The 20,169-nt window shown below is 59.5% G+C and carries 12 protein-coding genes and 1 tRNA gene; 3 read left to right on the top strand and 10 right to left on the bottom strand.

Going from position 1 to position 20,169, the window contains the following annotated elements; translation table 11 throughout:
- Positions 1 to 76: 76 nt before the first annotated feature.
- From MSL71_RS03380 to hisS, 4 genes are all read right to left on the bottom strand, one after another.
- On the bottom strand, positions 77 to 3,991 hold the full coding sequence (locus tag MSL71_RS03380; RefSeq protein ID WP_180137244.1) for a response regulator: 3,915 nt from the start codon (positions 3,989 to 3,991) through the stop codon (positions 77 to 79).
- Between the two features lie 397 nt (positions 3,992 to 4,388).
- Positions 4,389 to 4,464: transfer RNA gene (locus tag MSL71_RS03375), tRNA-Asn, on the bottom strand.
- A 132-nt stretch (positions 4,465 to 4,596) separates the two neighbouring features.
- Entirely contained in the window at positions 4,597 to 6,384 is a 1,788-nt protein-coding gene (gene aspS / locus MSL71_RS03370) for an aspartate--tRNA ligase (protein WP_180137243.1), read from the bottom strand.
- A 32-nt stretch (positions 6,385 to 6,416) separates the two neighbouring features.
- On the bottom strand, positions 6,417 to 7,670 hold the full coding sequence (gene hisS / locus MSL71_RS03365) for a histidine--tRNA ligase (RefSeq protein WP_180137242.1): 1,254 nt from the start codon (positions 7,668 to 7,670) through the stop codon (positions 6,417 to 6,419).
- 501 nt (positions 7,671 to 8,171) lie between these two features.
- Here hisS and MSL71_RS03360 point away from each other — a divergent pair.
- Complete coding sequence (locus MSL71_RS03360) at positions 8,172 to 9,044, top strand: Rossmann-like and DUF2520 domain-containing protein (RefSeq protein WP_343052492.1); 873 nt, start codon at positions 8,172 to 8,174, stop codon at positions 9,042 to 9,044.
- Positions 9,045 to 9,066: 22 nt separating this feature from the next.
- On the opposite strand, the gene MSL71_RS03355 is transcribed toward MSL71_RS03360, so the two are convergent.
- The 6 genes from MSL71_RS03355 to MSL71_RS03330 all read right to left on the bottom strand — a co-directional run bounded on the left by MSL71_RS03355 (position 9,067) and on the right by MSL71_RS03330 (position 18,023).
- Entirely contained in the window at positions 9,067 to 9,735 is a 669-nt protein-coding gene (locus tag MSL71_RS03355) for a helix-turn-helix transcriptional regulator (RefSeq protein ID WP_180137240.1), read from the bottom strand.
- 419 nt (positions 9,736 to 10,154) lie between these two features.
- Positions 10,155 to 11,498 carry a sodium-dependent transporter gene (locus MSL71_RS03350; RefSeq protein ID WP_218950937.1) on the bottom strand — a complete coding sequence of 448 codons (1,344 nt, stop codon included), beginning with the start codon at positions 11,496 to 11,498 and terminating at the stop codon, positions 10,155 to 10,157.
- A gap of 264 nt (positions 11,499 to 11,762) precedes the next feature.
- A complete protein-coding gene (locus MSL71_RS03345; protein ID WP_180137239.1) occupies positions 11,763 to 13,145 on the bottom strand; it encodes a tryptophanase in 1,383 nt (460 codons plus the stop codon).
- Between the two features lie 62 nt (positions 13,146 to 13,207).
- Positions 13,208 to 13,591 carry a RidA family protein gene (locus MSL71_RS03340; protein WP_180137238.1) on the bottom strand — a complete coding sequence of 128 codons (384 nt, stop codon included), beginning with the start codon at positions 13,589 to 13,591 and terminating at the stop codon, positions 13,208 to 13,210.
- A 344-nt stretch (positions 13,592 to 13,935) separates the two neighbouring features.
- On the bottom strand, positions 13,936 to 16,920 hold the full coding sequence (locus MSL71_RS03335) for an insulinase family protein (RefSeq protein WP_180137237.1): 2,985 nt from the start codon (positions 16,918 to 16,920) through the stop codon (positions 13,936 to 13,938).
- Between the two features lie 671 nt (positions 16,921 to 17,591).
- Positions 17,592 to 18,023 carry a hypothetical protein gene (locus tag MSL71_RS03330; protein WP_180137236.1) on the bottom strand — a complete coding sequence of 144 codons (432 nt, stop codon included), beginning with the start codon at positions 18,021 to 18,023 and terminating at the stop codon, positions 17,592 to 17,594.
- A 548-nt stretch (positions 18,024 to 18,571) separates the two neighbouring features.
- Here MSL71_RS03330 and MSL71_RS03325 point away from each other — a divergent pair.
- Both MSL71_RS03325 and rsmA read left to right on the top strand, forming a co-directional pair.
- Positions 18,572 to 19,189 carry a DUF2062 domain-containing protein gene (locus MSL71_RS03325; protein WP_180137235.1) on the top strand — a complete coding sequence of 206 codons (618 nt, stop codon included), beginning with the start codon at positions 18,572 to 18,574 and terminating at the stop codon, positions 19,187 to 19,189.
- The gene (gene rsmA, locus MSL71_RS03320) at positions 19,176 to 20,048 is read left to right on the top strand and encodes a 16S rRNA (adenine(1518)-N(6)/adenine(1519)-N(6))-dimethyltransferase RsmA (RefSeq protein ID WP_180137234.1); all 873 of its coding nucleotides are present in this window, start codon (positions 19,176 to 19,178) and stop codon (positions 20,046 to 20,048) included. Before MSL71_RS03325 ends, rsmA begins: the two co-directional genes overlap by 14 nt.
- Positions 20,049 to 20,169 lie beyond the last annotated feature (121 nt).

Here is a 20,169-nt window from a genome sequence, read left to right as displayed (position 1 = left end):
GCAACGTTTCCCATGTGCGTTGACTGGGGGTCGGTTTGTGCCTTTTTGTCAGCGGAGGCGCTTGATGGGTTCCTTTCTATCGGTGAAGCCACACGCGCATCATGGAGATGAGGCGGTGGGGGTCCACGGGCTTGGGCATGTAATCGCTGGCACCGCTGGCCAGGCATTTGGTGCGGTCCTCTTTCATGGCCTTGGCCGTGAGGGCGATGATGGGCAAATGCCGGAAGGCCTCTTGGGCGCGGATTCTCCTGATGGTCTCGAACCCGTCCATGACGGGCATCATGACATCCATGAGCACCAGGTGCAGGTCGGGCTCCCGGGACAGGACCTTCAGGGCCCGCTCCCCGTTGTCTGCCTTGAGGGGAATCATGCCCCGTTCCCGCAGGAGTTTGGAAAGGGCAAAGGTGGCGCGCATGTCGTCGTCGACAATGAGCACCTTTTTGTCCCGCAAAAGAGCATCGGTGTCGTGGAGGTTGGTGATGATCTGTTTCTGCCGATCCGGCATGCGGCTCACCACCTGGTGGAGGAAAAGGGAGACTTCGTCCAGGAGCCTCTCCTGGGAGCGGACGTCTTTTACGATGATGGCATCGGCGTGTTCCCGGATGCCCATCTCCTGTTCGACGGTGAGGGCCCGGGCCGTGTAGATGATCACCGGTGAGAGGGGCACCCCTTCGCTGCGGAGGGTGCGCAGGAGTTCCAGGCCGTCCATGTCCGGCAGGCCCAGGTCGAGGACAACGCAGTCAAAGCGCCTGGCCCGAAGGGCATCCATGGCCTCTGAGGCCGAGGTCGCCTCTGTGGCTTGCACCCCCTCGCACTCGATGAGGCCCACCACGCTTTGGCGGGTCTCCCGGTTGTCGTCCACCACCAGAACGTGCTTGGGCCGTTGGGCCGTCATCTCTTCCAGGGTTGAAAATGTCTTCTCCAGCACTTCGGTGCTCACGGGCTTGGTGGCGTGCCCCACGGCCCCCAGGCGGAGGGCTTCGGCTGCCGCGTCGTGGGCGGAGATGATGTGCACCGGGATGTGGCGGGTGCGAAGGTCCTCCTTCAAGGCGGTGAGCACCGCCCATCCATCCATCCCCGGAAGGGTGATGTCCAGGAGCACGGCGCAGGGCCGGTGCGTTTTCAGCAGCGCCAGGCCCTCCTCCCCGGATGGGGCGGCCAGGCACTTGAACCCTTTGTCCCTGCACGTGGTGCAGAGGTGACGGGCAAAGACAGGGTCGTCCTCAATGACGAGGATGATCCTGTCGTCCGGGCCCAGGGCCTTGCGGTCATCCTGGACCGGTAAGGGCGCAGGGGCTTCGGTGTCGGGGGCCGGGACCGGATCCGGGATGGATTGCCCGGGCGGCGGGGCAACGGGGAGGTAAAGGGTGAAGGTGGCTCCCTTGCCCGGCTGGCTGGTGAGTTCTATTTCGCCTCCCAGAAGGGTGGCGAGCTTCCGGGCGATGGAAAGGCCCAGCCCCGTGCCTCCGTAGCGCCGGGTGGTTTTTCCGTCGGCCTGTTGAAAGGCGTCGAAGATGATTTGCTGGCGGCTCTCTTCGATGCCGATGCCCGTGTCGGCAACGGACAGGGCCAGGGTGGTTTCGGGCGTGAGGTTTGATTGAAGGAACCGGGCGCCTTCCGGGCAGGGGGCGGCGGTGAGGGTGACGCGGCCCGAAGCCGTGAACTTGATGGCATTGGCCATGAGGTTGTTGATGATCTGGTCCAGGCGCTTTCGGTCCGTCATGATGTGCGTAGGGGCCTCCGGTGAGACCGATGTCACCAGGTCGAGGCCCTTGTCTTTTGCCAGGTGCCGGAACCCTGCCTGCATATCGGACGTGAACTCCTTGAGGTCCACGGTGACCGGGGCCAGCTCCATGCGCCCGGCCTCGATTTTGGAGAGGTCGAGGATGTCGTTGATGAGGTTGAGCAGGTCTGTGCCGCTGGCGTGGATCACCTCGGCGGATTCCACCTGCCCGGGGGTCAGGGTCTCCTCCTTGTTGTCGGCAAGGGACCGGGCCAGGAGCAGCAGGCTGTTCAGGGGTGTGCGGAGCTCATGGGACATGTTGGCCAGAAACTCCGATTTGTACGAACTGGCCAGGGCCAGGGCTTCGGCCTTCTCTTCGGTCTCTTTTTTTACACTGAGCATTTCCCGGGCCTGGCGCTGGAGGAGCTCGTTCTTCTCTTCGAGCTCCTCGTTGATGGCCTTGAGCTCTTCCTGCTGATCTTTGAGCCTCTCTTCGGAGCGCAGCAGGGTCGATGCCTGTCCTTCCAGCTCTTCGTTGGACTGGCGCAGCTCCTCCTGCTGGGCCCGGAGCTCTTCCGACAGCTTTTCGGACTCTTCCAGGGAGAGGGCAAGGCGTGTGCGGCCCTGGGTGTTTTCCACGGCCAAGGCGATGCTGCCGGCCACCAGGTCCAGAAACTGGGACTGGGACTCCGAAAAGGTGGTGAGGGTGCCGAGTTCCAGAACCGCCTTGACCTGATCGTTGCGGATCACGGGTTTGATGCACAGGGTGGTGGGGGCTGCCGTGCCCAGGCCCGACTCGATGGTGATATAGCCTTCGGGGACCTGGGTGAGGATGATCTCCTCTTTTTCCAGGGCGGCCTGGCCCACGAGCCCTTCGCCGGGGCGGTAGGCGGATGCCAGGTGCTTGCGCCGCTTGTGGGCGTAGCTGGCCACCAGGCGCAGGGTCCCGGCCTCGTCGGCCAGATAGATCAGGCCGGTGACGGCGCCCAGGTACTTGCAGAGAAAGGTGATGATCCGGCGGCAGAGGGCTTCGGGGTCAAGCTCGCTCTGCATGAGGTGGGAAAGTTTCGCCTGGCCGGTTTTCAGCTCATTTTGATCTTCCAGGGCCCGGGCCGTTTTTTTGCGGTCGGTGATGTCCCAGAAGCTTTCGATGATGCCCCCGAAGGTCCCGTCGGGTTTTTCAAGGCGCATGGCGTTGAGGAGGTAAAAGGCCTGGGAGCCGTCGGGGTGTTTTTTCTCCACCTCGGTGTGGATGTGGGTGGTGGCCCCTGTTTTCATCTGGGTGAGGGGGCAGGCATCGGTGTGGCACAGGGGACCGCCGAAGGACTCGTAGCATTTCACGGGGCCGGGTCCCGGGGGGGCGCTTCCGGCCAGGGCCGCCAGGGTGTCGTTGGCCTGGACCTGGTTGAACTGGCTGTCCACCATGCGTTTGCCGTCCACCCCCACATGGAAGAGGGTGTCCAGCTCGGCATGGGTGCGGAGCATCTCCTGTTCTGTTTTGCGATACGCCACAAGGGCCAGGAGAAAGGCGATGAGGTAGCCGGAAAACCGCAGGAGGTGCCAGAACCACCAGCCTGCTTTCCAGGAGGTGGTAACGGAGAACAACATGCCTGAGATGCCGAACAGAAGGGCCAGGAGGAGAAAGAGGAGTTCTTCCTGCTGCCTGGTCCGGCTGTAGTTCACCGCAAAGTTGAGGGCGGCCATGAGGATAAGAAGGCCCCCGGCAAGGGCCGTGATGTCGGCGGGGGAGAGGCCTGGGGAGCCTGCCTGGGGAAGCGGCTGGCCCTGGGGCCAGGTGGTGATGAGCGTGCCTGCGGCCACCGAGGCGAGCAGGGTTGCGTTGGCTGCCACCAGCACTGTTGTGCGGGAGAGGGGACGGTCGGGGAACCAGACCAGGGCGAAAAAGAGGCCGCCTGTCAATACGGAGAGGCTGCGAAACCAGATGAAGGCCCGGCCCTCGGGGGTGCAGCTGTGGAAGATGTCGAAGACGGCCATGGCGATGAGGGCCAGGGCGATCCACATCCTTCGGGTGGTGGTTTTTTCCTGGCTCAGGAGGAGGAGGGCGGCCAGCACCAGGCCGAGGGTGGCCCCGGCCACCTCCAGGGAGGTGTGGAGGGGCTGGGAGACGAGGCGCCAGTCCGGGTAGCGGGTGCCGATGAACAGAGTGCCCATGAGGGGGATCGCACCGCCGAGTCCCAGGGCCGTGGAAAGCCACTGGCCGGAGTGTGGGCGTTGCTCAATGGAAAATTCCCGTGTGGAGCGGGCCATGGCCTATCTCCTTGGGGTGACGCGGTCCGCCGAAGGCGGCTGGCCGGTGGCCAGGTTGGGATGCCCTGATGTGGAGACCGCCCGCGTCGTTCAATTGTCGGGTTGTGTTTGTTTTTGCCCGGCCCACGGGGGTTCCCACGGAAACCGAGGCGGGCCTTTCAAGGGGCTTTGCTGTGGTATGCCGTGGTGTCCGGTGAGCCTCTGCAAAGGGGGGGAAAGGAAACGCTTTCCTTTTATACCATATCGTGTTCCGTCAAGGAATGGCCATGTGCGGGGTATTGGAACGTTTTTTCAGGAGGTTACCTGTGTTGGGCGGCGAAAAGGCACAAAAAAACCCCGAAGGCAGGGCCTTCGAGGTTTTTTATATCGGCGCTGTCCGAAACGGACAGTTGTTTTTTGGCTCCCCAGCACGGATTTGAACCGCGGACCCAGTGGTTAACAGCCACTTGCTCTGCCGACTGAGCTACTGGGGATCAGTCAAAAGACTCAGACTATTTAGCCCGAACTTCGGGCGGTGTCAATTAAAAAACAGGGCGAGGACCCTGTTTTTTTTGCCCCCGGCACCGGCGGGAAACCGGTGCCGGGGGTATCTGACTTGAATTGCTCTACGATTCGATTTTTTTGATTCGAAGGGCCAGTTCGTTGAGCTGGGCCATGCCCGCCTCGGAAGGGGCATCGGTGAGCATGCAGGAGGCCTTCTGGGTTTTGGGGAAGGCGATGACGTCACGGATGGAGGGCATGCCGCACAGGATCATCACCAGGCGGTCCAGGCCGAAGGCGATGCCGCCGTGGGGAGGCGCACCGGATTCCAGGGCGTTTAAGAGGAAACCGAACTTCTCCTCGTACTCTTCCTTGTCCATGCCCAGGGCCGAGAACATGCGCTCCTGGATGGCTCGGTCGTGGATACGGATGCTGCCCCCGCCGATCTCGGAGCCGTTGAGAACCAGGTCGTAGGCCCTGGAACGCAGCTTCAAAGGATCGGTCTCAATGTGCTCGTAATCCTCCTCCAGGGGTGCGGTGAAGGGGTGGTGCAGGGACTGGTAGCGTTTTTCCGTCTCGTCGTACTCGAAGAGGGGGAAGTGGGTGACCCACACAAAGCGGAACTCGTCCTTGTTGATGAGGCCCAGTTTTTCGGCCAGGTGGTTTCGCAGGTTGCCCAGGGATTCGTTGACCACCTTGGGCTGGTCCGCCACAAAGAAGATGAGGTCGCCGGGCTCCATGTCGATGCGCTCGGCCAGGGCCTTCTTCTCGTCGTCGGTGAAGAACTTGGCGATGGGGGACTGCCACTCGTTTTCCTTGACCTTGATCCAGGCCAGGCCCTTGGCGCGGTAGATGGAGACGAACTTGGTGAGGTCGTCGATCTCCTTGCGGGAGAAGTCGATGCAGCCCTTGGCGTTGAGGGCCTTGACCATGCCGCCTTTTTTGACCACGTCGGCAAAGACCTTGAAGCCGGAGGTCTCCACGATGGAGGAGACATCTTTAAGCTCCATGTCGAAGCGCAGGTCGGGTTTGTCCAGGCCGTAGCGGTCCATGGCGTCTGAGTAGAGGAGGTGCTCAAAGGGGGGCTCAAGGTCCACACCGAGCACCTCTTTAAAGACGCTTGAGACCATGCCTTCGGCGATGGACATGATCTCTTTTTCACCTACAAAGCTCAGCTCCATGTCGATCTGAGTGAACTCGGGCTGACGGTCGGCGCGCAGGTCCTCGTCGCGGAAGCACTTGACGATCTGGTAGTAGCGGTCGAAGCCGCTCATCATCAGGAGCTGCTTGAAGAGCTGGGGCGACTGGGGCAGGGCGTAGAAGAGGCCCTGGTTCACGCGGCTGGGCACCAGGTAGTCCCGGGCGCCTTCCGGGGTGCTTTTGGTGAGGAAGGGGGTCTCGATGTCGAGGAATCCCTTGCCGCTGAGGTAGTTTCGAACCGCCTGGGTGGTCTGGTGCCGGGCGATGATGTTTTTCTGGTACTTGGGACGCCGCAGGTCGATGTGGCGGTTCTTAAGGCGGATGTTCTCACCCACCTCGATGTCGTCTTCGACGGCGAAGGGCGGGGTCACGGCGCGGTTCAGGATGCGCAGCTCGTCCACGTTCACCTCGATGGCGCCGGTGACCATTTTGTCGTTGACCATGTCTGCGGGGCGCGCGGCCACGGTGCCCCGGACGCCGAGGACGAATTCGCTCCTGACGGCGTGGGCTTTTTCATGGACCTCGGTGTTCACCTCGGGGCTGAAGACCACCTGGGCAATGCCGCTTCGGTCTCTCAAGTCCACGAAAATGACGCCGCCGTGGTCCCGCCGGGTCTGTACCCAGCCCATAAGGACCACTTCTTCTCCCACGTGGGCGGTGGTTAAGTCGCAGCAGTTGTGGGTTCGTCTCATATCACCAAGTAGATCTGTCAATGCCCTGACTCCTTTGTGCTTTCTGATATCGTTTAGTTGAATCGGTCGACCAGTGTCTCCACCAGCCCATCCAGGGGAAGATCCCACTGCTCTTTGGTGGCCATGTTCCTCAGGGCGGCCACGCCCCTGTCCAGCTCATCGTCGCCCACCATGAGGACATGGGCTGCGTTGAGTTTATCGGCCCGCTTCATGTGGCTTTTGAGGCTGCGCCCGGCAAAGTCGGTTTCGCAGAAGACGCCGTTGGCGGCCAGCTGCATGGCCCAGGTGGCCGCTTTATTCGTGGCCGCATCGCCTAAGGGGGCGATGTAAAGGGTGGGGCCGTCCGCTTCGATGGTCTGCTGCATGGCCACGATCTCCGCCAGTCGGTCAAAGCCGATGGCAAACCCGATGGCGGGTATTTCCGGCCCGCCCAGGGCCTTGACCAGCCCGTCGTATCGCCCGCCGCCGGCCACGGCGTTCTGGGCGCCCAGGGAGGTGGTGAGCACCTCAAAGGCGGTGCGGGTGTAGTAATCGAGACCGCGCACCAGGCGGGTGTCCACCTCAAAATCCACCCCGTTTTCCGTGAGCACGGCCTTGACGGTTTCAAAGTGCTCGCGGCAGTCGTCGCAGAGGTGGTCGAGGATGGAGGGCGCTCCTTCCACGGCCTCGCGGCAGGAGGGGACCTTGCAGTCCAGGACCCTTAAGGGGTTCTTCTCGCTTCGCCTGAGGCAGTTCTCGCAGAGGCTCTCTTTCTTGGCGTCGAGGAGATCCTTGAGGGCCTTCTGGAAGTTGGGACGGCAGCAGGGGCAGCCCAGGGAGTTGATGTGGGCCTTGACGTCCCTGGCCTTGAGTTTTTCCAGCAGGGTGGCCAGCATGAAGATGAGCTGGGCGTCGAGGTACGGGGAGTCGATCCCGAACACCTCGGCGTCGATCTGGTAAAACTGGCGGTATCGCCCTTTCTGGGGGCGTTCCCTGCGGAACATCGGGCCGATGGTGTAGAATTTCCGGATGGGGTCCTTGGCGTACATCTTGTGCTGGATGTAGGACCGGACCACCGATGCGGTGGCTTCGGGACGCAGGGTCACGTGCCCCCGTTTGCCGTCCTCAAAGGTGTACATCTCCTTTTCCACAATATCGGTGGTGTCGCCGATGCTTCGGGAAAAGAGCTCCGATTTTTCCACGATGGGAAGGCGGAGTTCCTGGAACCCGAAGTTTTCAAATGTCTCTTTGGCTGCGCGTTCGATGGTCTGCCACACTTCGATTTCACCGGGCAGAACATCTTTGAATCCTTTGATAAGCTGTATCATGTGCTGTGCTTAAACCGCCTTCGTACCTGCGTTTTGAAGTTCAAAAGAAAAAGCCGGCCCCGTGTGCGGCGCTCCGGGATGGGGTCGGTGCCCCCTGCCGCATGCACGAAAGTGCCGCCCTTAAAAAGACCGTGGGAGTCTCGGATACTGGCAGGTAAGGCGCCCGGGACAGCCATGGGGCTGCGGGCGGTGTCCGGATGATTCCCAGTGATTTTTCAAGCGGTTGCGCCGTCCCGTGTGCATGGAGGGGTGCAAATCAACCCCTACTTGTATCGCAACAGGTAATTGCCGGTCAATACTTAATGTTTTTCAATAGATGGCGTTACCGGGAAATGAATTGAGTTTTTCCCGGAGCTGCAGTATGCATGAACATTGTTGGCCCAGCCGGAAGTTCTGTGGTTGAACAGGGTTGGGCCTTGCATCCGCGATGCAGGAAAGGGCGTTGGGCCTGCAGGGGCCGGTGCGCTCCAACGAAAAGCTGGAAAGTAAGGGGGAGTAGACGTGAAAGCAAGATGTGCAGTGGTGGGATGTGGACGAGTGGGAACCAGCCTGGTGATCCATCTGGACCGTGTGGGATACCCCCTGTGCGGGGTGGCGAGCCGCAGCGCCGAATCGGCGGAGAAGGCGGCGGGCCTGGTTTCCGGGACCCCGTATTCGACGGACCCGGTGGCCGTGACCCGGGACGCCGATCTGGTCTTTATCACCACGCCGGACGACACCATCGCCGAGGTGGCCGAGGCCATTGCCGCGGCCGGCGGGTTCAAACAGGGCGCCACGGTCCTTCACTGCAGCGGCTCACTGCCGTCCACCATCATGGAGAAGGCCAGGCTTGCCGGGGCCCGTATCGGGTCCATGCATCCCTTGCAGAGCTTTGCCGGGGCCGACCGGGAGACCAACCCCTTTGAGGGCATCATCATGTCCGTTGAAGGGGACGCCCCGTCCGTGGAGCTCGCCCTGGGCCTGGCGTCGGATTTGGGGGCCAGGGGCCTTACCATCGAGACCCGGGCCAAGACCATGTACCACGCCGCAGCCGTGGTGGCCTCCAACTGCTTTGTCACCGTCCAGGACATGGCCTGGCAGTTCATCGGTGATGCCGGGGTTTCGGAAGAGGATGCCTGGAGCGTGCTTGGGCCCTTGATCGAAGGGACCATGGCCAACATCCGGAAGGTCGGTCCGGTGGCGGCCCTCACCGGGCCCGTTGCCAGGGGCGACGTGGACACCATCGGCACCCACCTGGACAAGATCGCGGAGATGAAGCCGGGCCTTGCCGCCCTTTACAAGGCGTTGTGCCTCCACACCGTGGACATGGCCAGCCGCAAGGGGACCCTCACCCCGGAGGCCGAAGAGGCGCTGGTGCGCCGGTTGACATCCTGATGAACAGGGGCCGGGCGCACGGTTACAGCTTGCTTAGGTACCTGTAGATGGTGGGTTCCGAGCACCCGAGCTGTTTGGCCACGGTGCGCACCGCGCCCTTGAGTTTGAAGATCCCTTTCTGGTTCAGGATGTCCACGATGTCGATGCGGTCGTCCTGGACCAGTCGGTCGATGGAGGTGTTGTGTTTGTTCAGGTAGCCCTGGATGACGGCATCCGTCTCTTCAATGGCCGAGTCATAGAACCGTTCCCCTGCATTGTTGACAAGGGAATCCACCGATTCGTAGGCGTTGTTGCTCTCGATGAGCATGTCCGGGTGGCAGAGCTTCAGGATCTGTTCGCTGATGTTTTTGTAGCGGCGGTCATCGAAGTTGATGCAGAGAAGGCCCACGATGTTTTTGTTGTCGTCGCGGATGAACATGGTGGAGGACCTCAGGATGCGATGATCCTTTGAGACCCCGTTGTAATTGATCTTGTATTTTTTGTCGCTGAAACTTTCGTTGGAGATGACCTCCAGGCCGAAGTCGGTCAGGGGGGCCCCCACGGTTCGCTGGCTGATATGCCCGTTGGCGATGGCCACGATGGAGTTGATGTGATCCTCCGTGTCGTGGAGGACCACTTCGAAATCGGGGCCCAGGGCTTTTCCCAGAAATTCCACGATCAGGCTGTACTGGCGTTTTAAGGCGTCGTTCATGGTCTTTTGTCTTTCAAGGTATGTTGGGTGCGTTTACCGGCCACAGTGGAAAGGGGGGAATGGCCCCGGAGCATGTTCTCGGATCCGCTATCAGCATGACGGCAGCATGGCTTTAACGCTTACGAAACGCCGGTGCCTGGCATGTCTTCGTGTTTTCCTGTACCTCGGGCATCGGGCCGGTACGGCCCGTTTCCCGAAAGGGCCCCCTCGCCCCTCAGCTGGTGTCGGATTGCACGTTGTTGCGTGAATAATACCTTTTTGTTCTTATACCACCGCCGGTAAGGATGCAATGCGTAACTGGGCTGAAAAGCCTGGAAGACCACGGAAAATAAAGGGGCTTTGTCATCCCGGTGTAAAAAAAAATCCCGCAACCCACACAGGGGTTACGGGATGGGTTCAGTGGGCGGTGGCCATGGGGGTTACCCGATGCCTCCGTAAACGATGCCCAGGATGTAGACGATGATGGTGGCTCCGCAGAAGCCGTATTTCGTCATGGGCTCGAACCAGGCGCCGATGGTTTTGTCTCGCCCGGTCTGGGCCTGCTCCCTGGCAAAGCCCGGGCCGCAGACCCAGAAGAACATGATGCCCGCCAGAAGGGCTCCCAGGGGGATGAGGTAGATGGAGACGATGTCCATCCAGGTGCTCAAGGTGGCCCCGTTTTCCAGGATCAGCCCCACGGTGCCGCTGATGAGGGCGATGATGGCGATGGCCGCGACCCGTGAGATCTTGAGTCGCTGCTGAAGGGCCTCCACCGGCGTTTCAAACAGGTTCATCAGGGAACTGACGCCGGCAAAGAGGACCGCCACAAAGAAAACGATGGAGAAAAGCGTGCCGCATGGCATCATCTTGAACACGTTGGGCATGGTGATGAACATCAGGGGAGGACCGGCCGTGACATCAAGCTTGAAGGCAAAGACGGCCGGGATGATGACCACGGCGGCCAGCAGGGCGGCCAGGGTGTCGAAGATGGCCACGTTCTTGGCGCAGCCCACCACGTCTTCGCTCTTTTTGAGGTAACTGCCGTAGACCACGGTGCCGGATCCGGCCAGGGAGAGGGAGAAGAAGGCCTGTCCCAGGGCGTAGACCCATGTTTTGGGGTCTTTTAAAAGGTCCCACTTGGCCACAAAGAGATACCGGTAGCCTTCCCCGGAACCCGGGAGGGTGAAGACCCGGATGGCCAGCAGGATAAAGAGAATAAAAAAGCCGGGCATCATGACCTTGTTGACCTTTTCGATGCCGTTGGAGATACCCAGGATCATGACGGCAAAGGTGATGGCAAGGCCGAGGAGGTGCCAGCTGACGCTGCCCATGGGCCCTGCGATCTGCCCGAAATAGGCGCCGCAGTCCGGGGCACTGGTGACGGCTCCGGTGAAGGAGCCCACGGTGAACCGGAGGATCCAGCCCACCACCACCGCGTAACCGATGGCAATGCCCAGCGAGCCTAAGACCGGGATGATGCCGAAGACTTCGCCGTACTTGAACCCGCGACGTTCGCACGCCTTTTTGAAGGCGCCTAAGGGGCCGGTGCCCATGGCCCTGCCGAAGGACATCTCTCCGATGACGCCGAAGAGGCCGATGATGACAATGAATAGAATGTAAGGGATGAGAAAGGCGGCTCCGCCGAATTGCCCGAGCCGATAAGGAAACAGCCAAATATTTGCCATCCCCACTGCAGAGCCGATGCAGGCAAGGATGAATCCAACTCTCGAATCAAAGTTATCCCTGTCGACGGGATCCGTATTGATCTTCTTTTGTTCAGACACAGCTTCACTCCTTCAAAAAACACCAGAAAAAAAATCAAAGAGAGAGCTTCCGGAAAGATACAGCTGCATTGCTGCTTTTCCGGAAAATAATCTGCGGTCGACATCCATGGGTGGAACGGTCATCCCATGGATGTGTTGTTCAAAAACAAGACAAAAGGTTGGTACACGTTTGTAGGGGGTGTCCGCAAGGCGTTGGGCTGATTTTTGCCCGGGACAATCAAAAATACCTGCAGCCCCGAAGGGCTGCAGGTATGTGGAGGTGGACTATTTTACGGGTTCAAGGTGAGCCTGGAAGTGACGCAGGACGGGGGGCTCCCAGGTGATGCGGTAGCCTTTGACCTGGTCGGCCCGTTTTTTGATCTCGATGAGGGCGTCGGCCATGATGTCGATGTGGGCCTGGGTGTAGACGCGGCGGGCGATGGCAAAGCGGGTGAACTCAAAGTTGGCTTCGAGCTGCTTGCCGGTGTCCGGGTCGTTGCCCAGCATGTAGGAACCGATGTCGCAGGTTCGGATGCCGGCCTCGATGTAGAGCTCGATGGCCAGGGCCTGGCCCGGGAACTCATTGTAGGGGATGTGGGGGAACAGTGCCTTGGCGTCTACGAAGACACCGTGGCCGCCCACAGGGGACTGGTAGGCGATGCCGGCGTCGTCGAGGCGGGAGGCAAGGTACTCCATCTGGCCGATGCGGTACCTGAGGTAGTCCTCGTCGAGACCTTCGTAGAGGCCGATGGCCAGGGCTTCGAGGTCACGGCCGGAGAGACCGCCGTAGGTGGTGAAGCCTTCAAAGGAGATGGTGCGGCCCTTGCACGCCGTGAAGAGCTCCTCGTCGTCCTTGACGCCGAACAGGCCGCCCATGTTGACGATGGTGTCTTTTTTGGCGCTCATGGTGAAGCTGTCCGCGTAGCTGAACATCTCGTTGATGATCTCTTTGATGGACTTGTCGGCGTACCCTTCTTCGCGCTGCTTGATGAAGTAGGCGTTTTCCGCGTAGCGGGCGGCGTCGATGTTGAGCTTGATGCCGTACTTCTTACACAGGGCTGCAGTCTCCCGGACGTTGGCCATGGAGACAGGCTGGCCCCCTGCGGAGTTGTTGGTGACGGTCATGATGACCAGGGCCACGTTTTCGGGACCGTATTCCTTAATTAAGGATTCGAGCCGCTCAACATCCATGTTGCCTTTAAAGGGAGCTCGTTTTGAGGGCTCGTTGGCGATGGGAACCACACAGTCCACAGCGCGTGCCCCGGCAAGCTCCACATGGGCGCGGGTGGTGTCGAAGTGCATGTTGGAGATGGAGTACTGGCCCTCTCCCATCATCACGCCGAAGAGTACTTTTTCCGCGGCACGGCCCTGGTGCACAGGCTGAATGTACTTGTAGCCGGTGATGTCCCGGGCAGCGTCGAGGAGCTTGTAGTAGCTTGAGCTGCCGGCATAGGCTTCGTCACCGCGCATGACGCCGGCCCACTGCTCCTGGCTCATGGCGTTGGTGCCGCTGTCGGTGAGCAGGTCGATGTAAACATCTTCGCCCTTGAGGTTGAAGGTGTTGTATTTCGCCTCGGCGATTTTCTGCACCCTTTCTTCGCGGGTGAGCATTTTGATGGTTTCGACCATTTTGATTCGGAAGGGTTCGGCGACGTATTTGATTGCCATGATGTTAGCCTCCAATGTATCTGATTTTATATGAATCGTAAGAGATAGAGATATCCGGTGCCTTAACCGACGACCGCGATGGCTTCAATTTCAACCAGGGCGTCCTTGGGCAGTCGTGCCACTTCGACGGCCGATCGTGCCGGGTAGTTGCCTTCCCCGAACATCTCTTGATAGACGGCGTTCATTTCGCTGAAATCGTCCATGCTGGACAGGAAGACGGTGGTCTTCACGACATGGCCCAGGGTCATGTTTTTGCATGCGAGGATTTCGGCGAGGTTTTGAAGGGATTGTCTTGTCTGGGAGGCGATGCCGCCCGTGGGAAACGCTCCGGTTTCCGGATCGACCGGAAGCTGTCCTGAAACAAAGACAAGGTTGGGAGTCACGACGCCCTGGGAGTAGGGCCCGATGGCTGCCGGTGCTTTTTCTGTGAAAAGTGTCTCTTTCATGATCTATTCCTTAACTCGTGATTTCAATCATGACCGCTGTTGACTGATAGGGTTTTATAGTGAAAAAAAATTATTGTCAAAGAAAATCTTTATTATCTGAGAATAAAATTTATCGGACTGCGGGTTTTGTGCCTAACATTTTGTATTTAAATGGCAAAGGGTGTGTTACTTTGAGGCGTTGCGGTGAGAGAGTATGAGAAAGTTTTATTAAATTTGGGGCGGTGTGGGGTGTTGGTCGGTTTGTTTGTGGTCCTGCGGGGTACGGACACACACACCTTTGGGGGATGTGTGTGTCGGAAAGGGAGGAGGGCAGGGGCGGTGCGTGCGCCCCTGCCGGATTCGGGTCAGATGGTGTGAATCTCAAGCTCCTTGTCCAGGCGGCCTGAGAGCCCCTTGAGTCGGTCGGCACCGGAGATGATCGCCACACTCGCCAGGTCGGCCTCCGGGGGGAAGTAGCGCGCGGCAGCGGCCCGGACCTTTTGGGCGTCCAGGGCCAGGAGTCCTTCTTTAAAGGCCTTGCGCGTGTCATCAGAGAGACCCACCAGCTCGCGGAAAAATCCTTTGCGCGCGGCAGCCGCCGGGGTCTCCGGGCGATCGATGGCGGCGGCGGCCTGGAGAATCGCCTCCTTGACGTCCTCGTCGGTGTAGTCGGTGCCGGTGATGTACCGGGCGGCGCCGTCGTAAGCCGAAAGGGTTTTTACCACGTGGGGGTCCCTGTAGGAGCCCATGCTGAAGGTGCCCTCTTCGCTGCTGTAGGCGGCAAAGGCGCCGTAGGCCCCGCCCTTTTCCCGGATCTCCCTGTGGAGGTAGAGGGAGCGGAGGAGCCGGGCGATGATGGACAGGGCCGGGGCGTCCTCGTGTCCCATGGAGACCACGGGAAAGGAGGAGGCCACAAAGGAGACGGCGCTGTTGGTGGCCCACCCTTCGTGGACCGGGGTGCAGGTTGCCGGTACCGAGGCAAAGCTCAAGGGCGAGGAGCCCTCGGGCAGAGCCTGGGACAGGGCAAGCTGGTCGGCCTCTGCCCGGGCCAGGGTGGCTTCGTCTCCGGCCAGGGCGCAGCGCAGGTTGCCCCGGTTGAGGAAGGCGTCGCCGATGCGGGCGAGCTGGTCTCCGATGCGGGCCAGCTGCTCTTCGGAGGCGTCCCCGCGTACCAGGGCCTCGGTGAGCCCTTTGATGTACCGGATCTGGCCGACCCCGTTCCAGAGTTCCGAGAGGGCCAGGGAGTCTGTGAAATTTCGGTTGGCAAGGGAGATGGCCAGGCTGTGGCCGTTTTGCACCACCGCGGCCTCAAGGGATGCCCGGTACTCCAGCAGGAGGTTGCGGAGCCGTTTGAGGTCGGTGAACCGGTACTGGGTGAGGGTTTCGGTGAGAAGATCAAACATGGCCCCCCGGTTCCTGGCAAGGCACTTGCTGTTGACGGCGATGAGGGGCAGGGCGGATCGGTTTTCGTCGTAACGCCTCCGGGAAGCAGGGGAGAGCCCCATGCCGCCGGTGTGGGCGGCAATGGCCCGGGCAAGCTCCTCGTAGTTCTTTTGGGCGGTGCCCACCCTCATGATGGCGGAGCAGAAGAAGGGGACCAGGGGCACCAGGTCGTCGTCAAGGCTGCCTGCCTCCAGCACGCCGGTGTAGTACAGAAGGGTGTTGGTGGCGCAGGGGTAGGTGAAGATGCGCTGGCCGTTCCTGCTTGCCGGGGTGACCGAGTCGATGGTGGCCGGGATGTCGGAAAGCTCTAAGGTGGGCAGGCAGGAGATGTCCTCTTCTGCCTCCTGAAGGACCTTCAGGGCCCGGGCATCGGCGTTGATCTTCTTCTTTTCGTCCTCGGTGAGTTTTTGGGCGATGGCTTGCAGTCTGCTCTTCTCTTCCTGGGCCTGCCTGGCGGCCAGGGTGCTGTCCGGGGCCAGGGTGAAGCGGACCCGGTGGGGGTTCTCCAGCAGGCGCTTGCGTATGAGGGACTCAAAGTAGCCCCCTTGCCTGACGGCATCCTTGATGGCGCCCAGGTCGTCATCCAAAAGGAGGAGCTTTTCAGGATCCCCGCCGTGGAACCAGCAGCCGGCAAGCCCCAGAAGGATCTTGATGCCGTAGGGGTACGGAGTGTTGGAGATCTCCCGCCGCCTTATCTCCATCTGATGGATGGCCGAGTCGATGAGGTCCGTGTCGATGCCGTCGTCGGCGATGCGCGCCAGGGAATCAAAGACCAGGGCCTCGATGGCATCGGCGTCTTCAACGCGGGTCTCTTTGAGGCCACAGCCAAAGGAGGCGTCCCGGGCATCGGAGTCAAAGCCCGTGGCGTCGCAGAGGGAGGAGCCGAGGTTTGAGTCGATGAGGGCCTTGCGCAAAGGCGCGGCCGCGTTGCCCAGAAGGATCTGGGAGAGGAGGCTGAAGGCCAGGGTCTCCCGGGTGTTGAGGATGTCGGTGACCAGCCAGACCAGGCTCACCTGGGCCCGGTTGTCCCGTCCCTCTTCCTCGTCGGCCGGGTAGTACTCCACCACCTGACGTGGGGCGGTCCAGCGCCCCTGGGGCTCCACCGTGGTTTTGGGGTCGATCTTTTCGAAACGGGAGAGGACCTTTTCGCTGATGACCTTGAGGTGATCGGCCAGGGGGATGTCCCCGTAGGTGAAGAAGTAGGCGTTGCTGGGGTGGTAGTGCCGGGCGTGGAAGGCCTTGAGTTCGTCCCAGCTGAGGTCGGGAATGGCTTCGGGGTCTCCGCCGGAGTTGTTGGCGTAGGTGGTTTCCGGCATGAGCGCCTTATTAAGGGCACGTCCCAGCACCTGGTGGGGGGAACTCATGGCTCCTTTCATCTCGTTGTAGACCACCCCTTTAAAGGAGAGGTTCTCTTCATCCCCCTCTTTGCCGGTCTCGAACTCGAGGCGGTGGCCTTCCTGCTTGAAGCTCAACTCATCGATGCGGGGAAAGAAGGCGGCGTCCAGGTAGACATCCATGAGGTTGTAGAAGTCCTTCCGGTTCTGGCTGGCAAAGGGGTACATGGTCCAGTCCGACGCGGTGAAGGCGTTCATGAAGGTGTTGAGGCTCCGCTTGATCATGGAGAAAAAGGGGTCTCGTACCGGATAGCGCTCTGAACCGCAAAGGGCGGTGTGCTCCAGGATATGGGCAACACCCGTGGAGTCTTTGGGCACGGTTTTGAAGGCCACGGAAAAGGTGTTTTCCCGGTCTTCTGCGCTGATGTGGATGTGGGACGCCCCGCTGGCATCGTGTTTCAGCTCATAATAATAGGCATGGATGTCGGGGATGGGGCACGCCTTGACGACGGTGTAGCCGTGGAGGGTCTGCCCCGGTCGGATGGGGGTGTTGCAGGGGTCGTTGAGTGTCATGGTCTGGTTCATCCCAAAATCTATGGTTCTGCGCACACCGGGTTGCATGCAGGAAAAGGCCGCCAGAGACGACTCACCGTGCTCGGCGCGGGGCCGGGCGATGCGTTGTGGTCGCCCCGGGGGCTGGGCGTGACAATCCGGTCGGGCGCGTGAAGGTGCGCTGCGATTCTATAAGATGGGCATCCCAAGACCGTTTGTCGAGGGCTGGGCCAAAGAGTTCGTGTTTTCTTCGGATGAAACAGTGGGGAAGGAAAGGGGGTTGTCCTCCCTGACAGGTTGTGGACAACACACCGGCCGCCAGGGCGCAAAGGGAGTGCATCGCCTGTGCGCGACGGCGTAAGAGCCTTGGAATCACCCGTTTGCTAAGCAAAGGGGCACGAAAACGTGCCTGGCGTAAATCCAAGGGCCCGGGATATCCACAACCTGTAAGGGAGAACGATCCTGAATCGGGCAAGAGCAAATGAAATGGATGTGGGACCCGGAAACGCGGGTTCGTACGGACGCACCCGGATTTCAACCCGGCGATGTCTGGTGACAGCGGGTGAGGGGTGCCGGCACGGATGAGTATGCCGAAGTGCACGGGCCGTTTCCATGTCCCTGAAGCGTGTACCGGGCGTCACTTGGAAGAAGGACGTCAGAGGGCAGGTGCCCGGTAGGGTGCTTCCGGCTCTTTAGGCGGCGATATACACGCCACGGGTTTTGCGCTTGATGCGACCGATTTTGTTCAGGCGGAAAATGATGTTGCGAAGCTTTTTGTCTTCAAAACCGGTTTTTGCCTGAATTTTAGCGAAGTCGGCTCCGTTGCGTGAGCTCTTAATGACCTTGAGCACCGTGCCGGATGCAGTCATTTCGGAGCGGTCGCCTTTTTCTTTCCCGGCGCTGGCGACGTAGCCGCGGCCTGAGGTCTGGCGAATCAGTTTTTCAAGACGATCAATCTGAGCAGAGAGCTTTTCGATGTCCTGACGGGACGGGATATCGTAGCTTTTGATGATGGTCTTGAAAAGGGAGTCAATGCTCACCGGCTTGGTACGTACGCGACGACGGGTAGCCGGGGCTTCGGATGCTTGCTCTTCCTGAACGGGGTTGGGGGTTTCTGCAGACATATGTCCTCCTTGTGCTGTTTTGTTTCTTATTATCATGGGTTTATGAATAACCAGAAGGATGTCTGAATAACACACGATCGACCCGCACACCCCTGCACGCGCATTTCCCCCCTCTCGTCAGCACGCACGCTCAGGAGCTCCATGACAAACATGGTTTATGCTTGTAGGCAAAACAGAAATCGATCAAGAGACATCCTCTAGTAAGGATTACCCGTTAGATAACTTAATTGTTTATGAGAGTCAAGCAATCTTCAAAGGAAAAAACGGACCTTTTAGTAAAAATCATGAAAACGTGGGGACGTCACGGCGGAAAAAACACAAATCGTGTTGAAAGGGTATGCGTTTCATGGTATTTTCAAATCGCCGAAAATAAAATGGATTGGTGGCTCGGGCCATGAAAATTCCGGTGCCGTTTCAGCCCTTTCCATGTCCTGCGACAGTCACTGTAACGAAAACGCCCACCCGGGAAAAAAATTAGGTCGTTGTTACAGTTTTTGTTTATGTGACGTTGTTTTCTAAGGCTTTGCTTTTTTAGGGATTTGACAAGTATGAATCAGATCGGACAGAAATCCTTGATGTCTAATGAGAATATAACATATTGGAACAAAATAAAAAAACACTTTTGTTCTCTTTTAGAAAAAATTAAGAGGTTGCAGGGGAATCCTCACTATATTGCCATGGGAATGGCAATTGGCGTATTTGTGGGTGTAACTCCCACCATTCCTTTTCATACGGCTTTAGCAATCGTCCTGGCGTTTGTTCTTCACGGCAGCAAGCCGGCGGCAGCAATTGGGGTCTGGGTAGCCAACCCGTTGACGATCCCTTTGTTTTATTACAGCAGTTACAAGGTCGGTGTGGGGCTGTTCGGCGGGAACCGCGGGGATGGACCGAATATCGACCTGATGATTCGGGTGATGGAAAGCGGGATCCCTATAGCCGAAAAACTGGGGCTGATCAAAGGCTTTCTTGCTCACCATTTCGGAGTGGCGTGCATGATGCTTGGCGGCAGTATTGTGTTGGCTGTTATTCCTACCATTGTAACCTATTTTTTAACGCGAAAGTTGATTGCGGGTACATACACGAGTGTAAAAGTGATCAGTAAATCAAGATACAAGAATGATGGAAATCGCCAATGCGGCGAGGAGAGTGACGATGACATCGCCTAGAATTACCCTGGCTGCGTGGGATATGCATGCGAAAAAGAAGTTTGGTCAGAATTTTTTGAACGACCCCTCGGTGCCGGAGCTCATCGCCGAGCGCGCGGGCATCGCGCCCGAGGACCTGGTGGTGGAGATCGGTCCGGGCCTGGGTGCCTTGACCGTGCCCCTTGCAAAGCGGGCCGCCCGCGTATGCGCCATTGAAAAAGACAGTCAGATCCTGCCTGTTCTCCGCTCCGAGCTTCTTGCCTCGGGTACGGAAAACGTGGAGATATTGAATGAAGACATCCTGAACGTCAGTCTGACGGAGATCGCCGAAGCCCATGGGGGGCCTATTATTGTTGCGGGGAACCTGCCGTACAATATCTCATCCCAGATTCTCGTGCAGATGATTCGTGAGCGTCGCTGGGTGAAAAAGGCTCTTTTCATGTTTCAGAAGGAGTTGGCCGAGCGTATCACGGCCCCTGAGGGAACCCGGAATTTCGGGCGTATGGCGGCCATGCTGGGCTATTGTGCGAGGATTCGGACCCTGGTGCGGGTGGATGCCTCCAAGTTCTTTCCGCGGCCCAAGGTGGACTCCGAGGTGATCGAGGTGACCTTCCTTGAAGATCCGCCCCATGTGGCTAAAGATGAGGCGCTTTTGTTTGCCGTGATCAAGGCGGCTTTCGGCAAGCGTCGCAAGAACCTTCGCAACGCCCTGTCCAACAGCGAGCTGCCCCTGAGCCCGGTGCAGGCCGAGGAGGTGCTGGGCGCTGCGGGGATCGCGGTGAACCGTAGGGCCGAGTCCCTGACGGTGGCCGAGTTTGTCGAGCTGGCCAATGCCCTGGCTGGTTTCCTTGCAGCATCGCCCGAAGCGTCCGGCGACTGACGACGGCGGAAGTGACGGTACGTTAAAGGCTCCGGGGCAAGGCTTCGGGGCCTTTTTTATTGTAAGGGGGATGAAAGAGGTTTTTTCAGGGCATAAAAAAAGGGTTCCTTTTTAAAAAAGG

Source organism: Desulfoluna butyratoxydans, assembly GCF_900699765.1.
GTDB lineage: Bacteria > Desulfobacterota > Desulfobacteria > Desulfobacterales > Desulfolunaceae > Desulfoluna > Desulfoluna butyratoxydans.
Note: the sequence above shows the minus strand (reverse complement) of the source record. Positions and strands in the feature narration are given on the sequence as shown.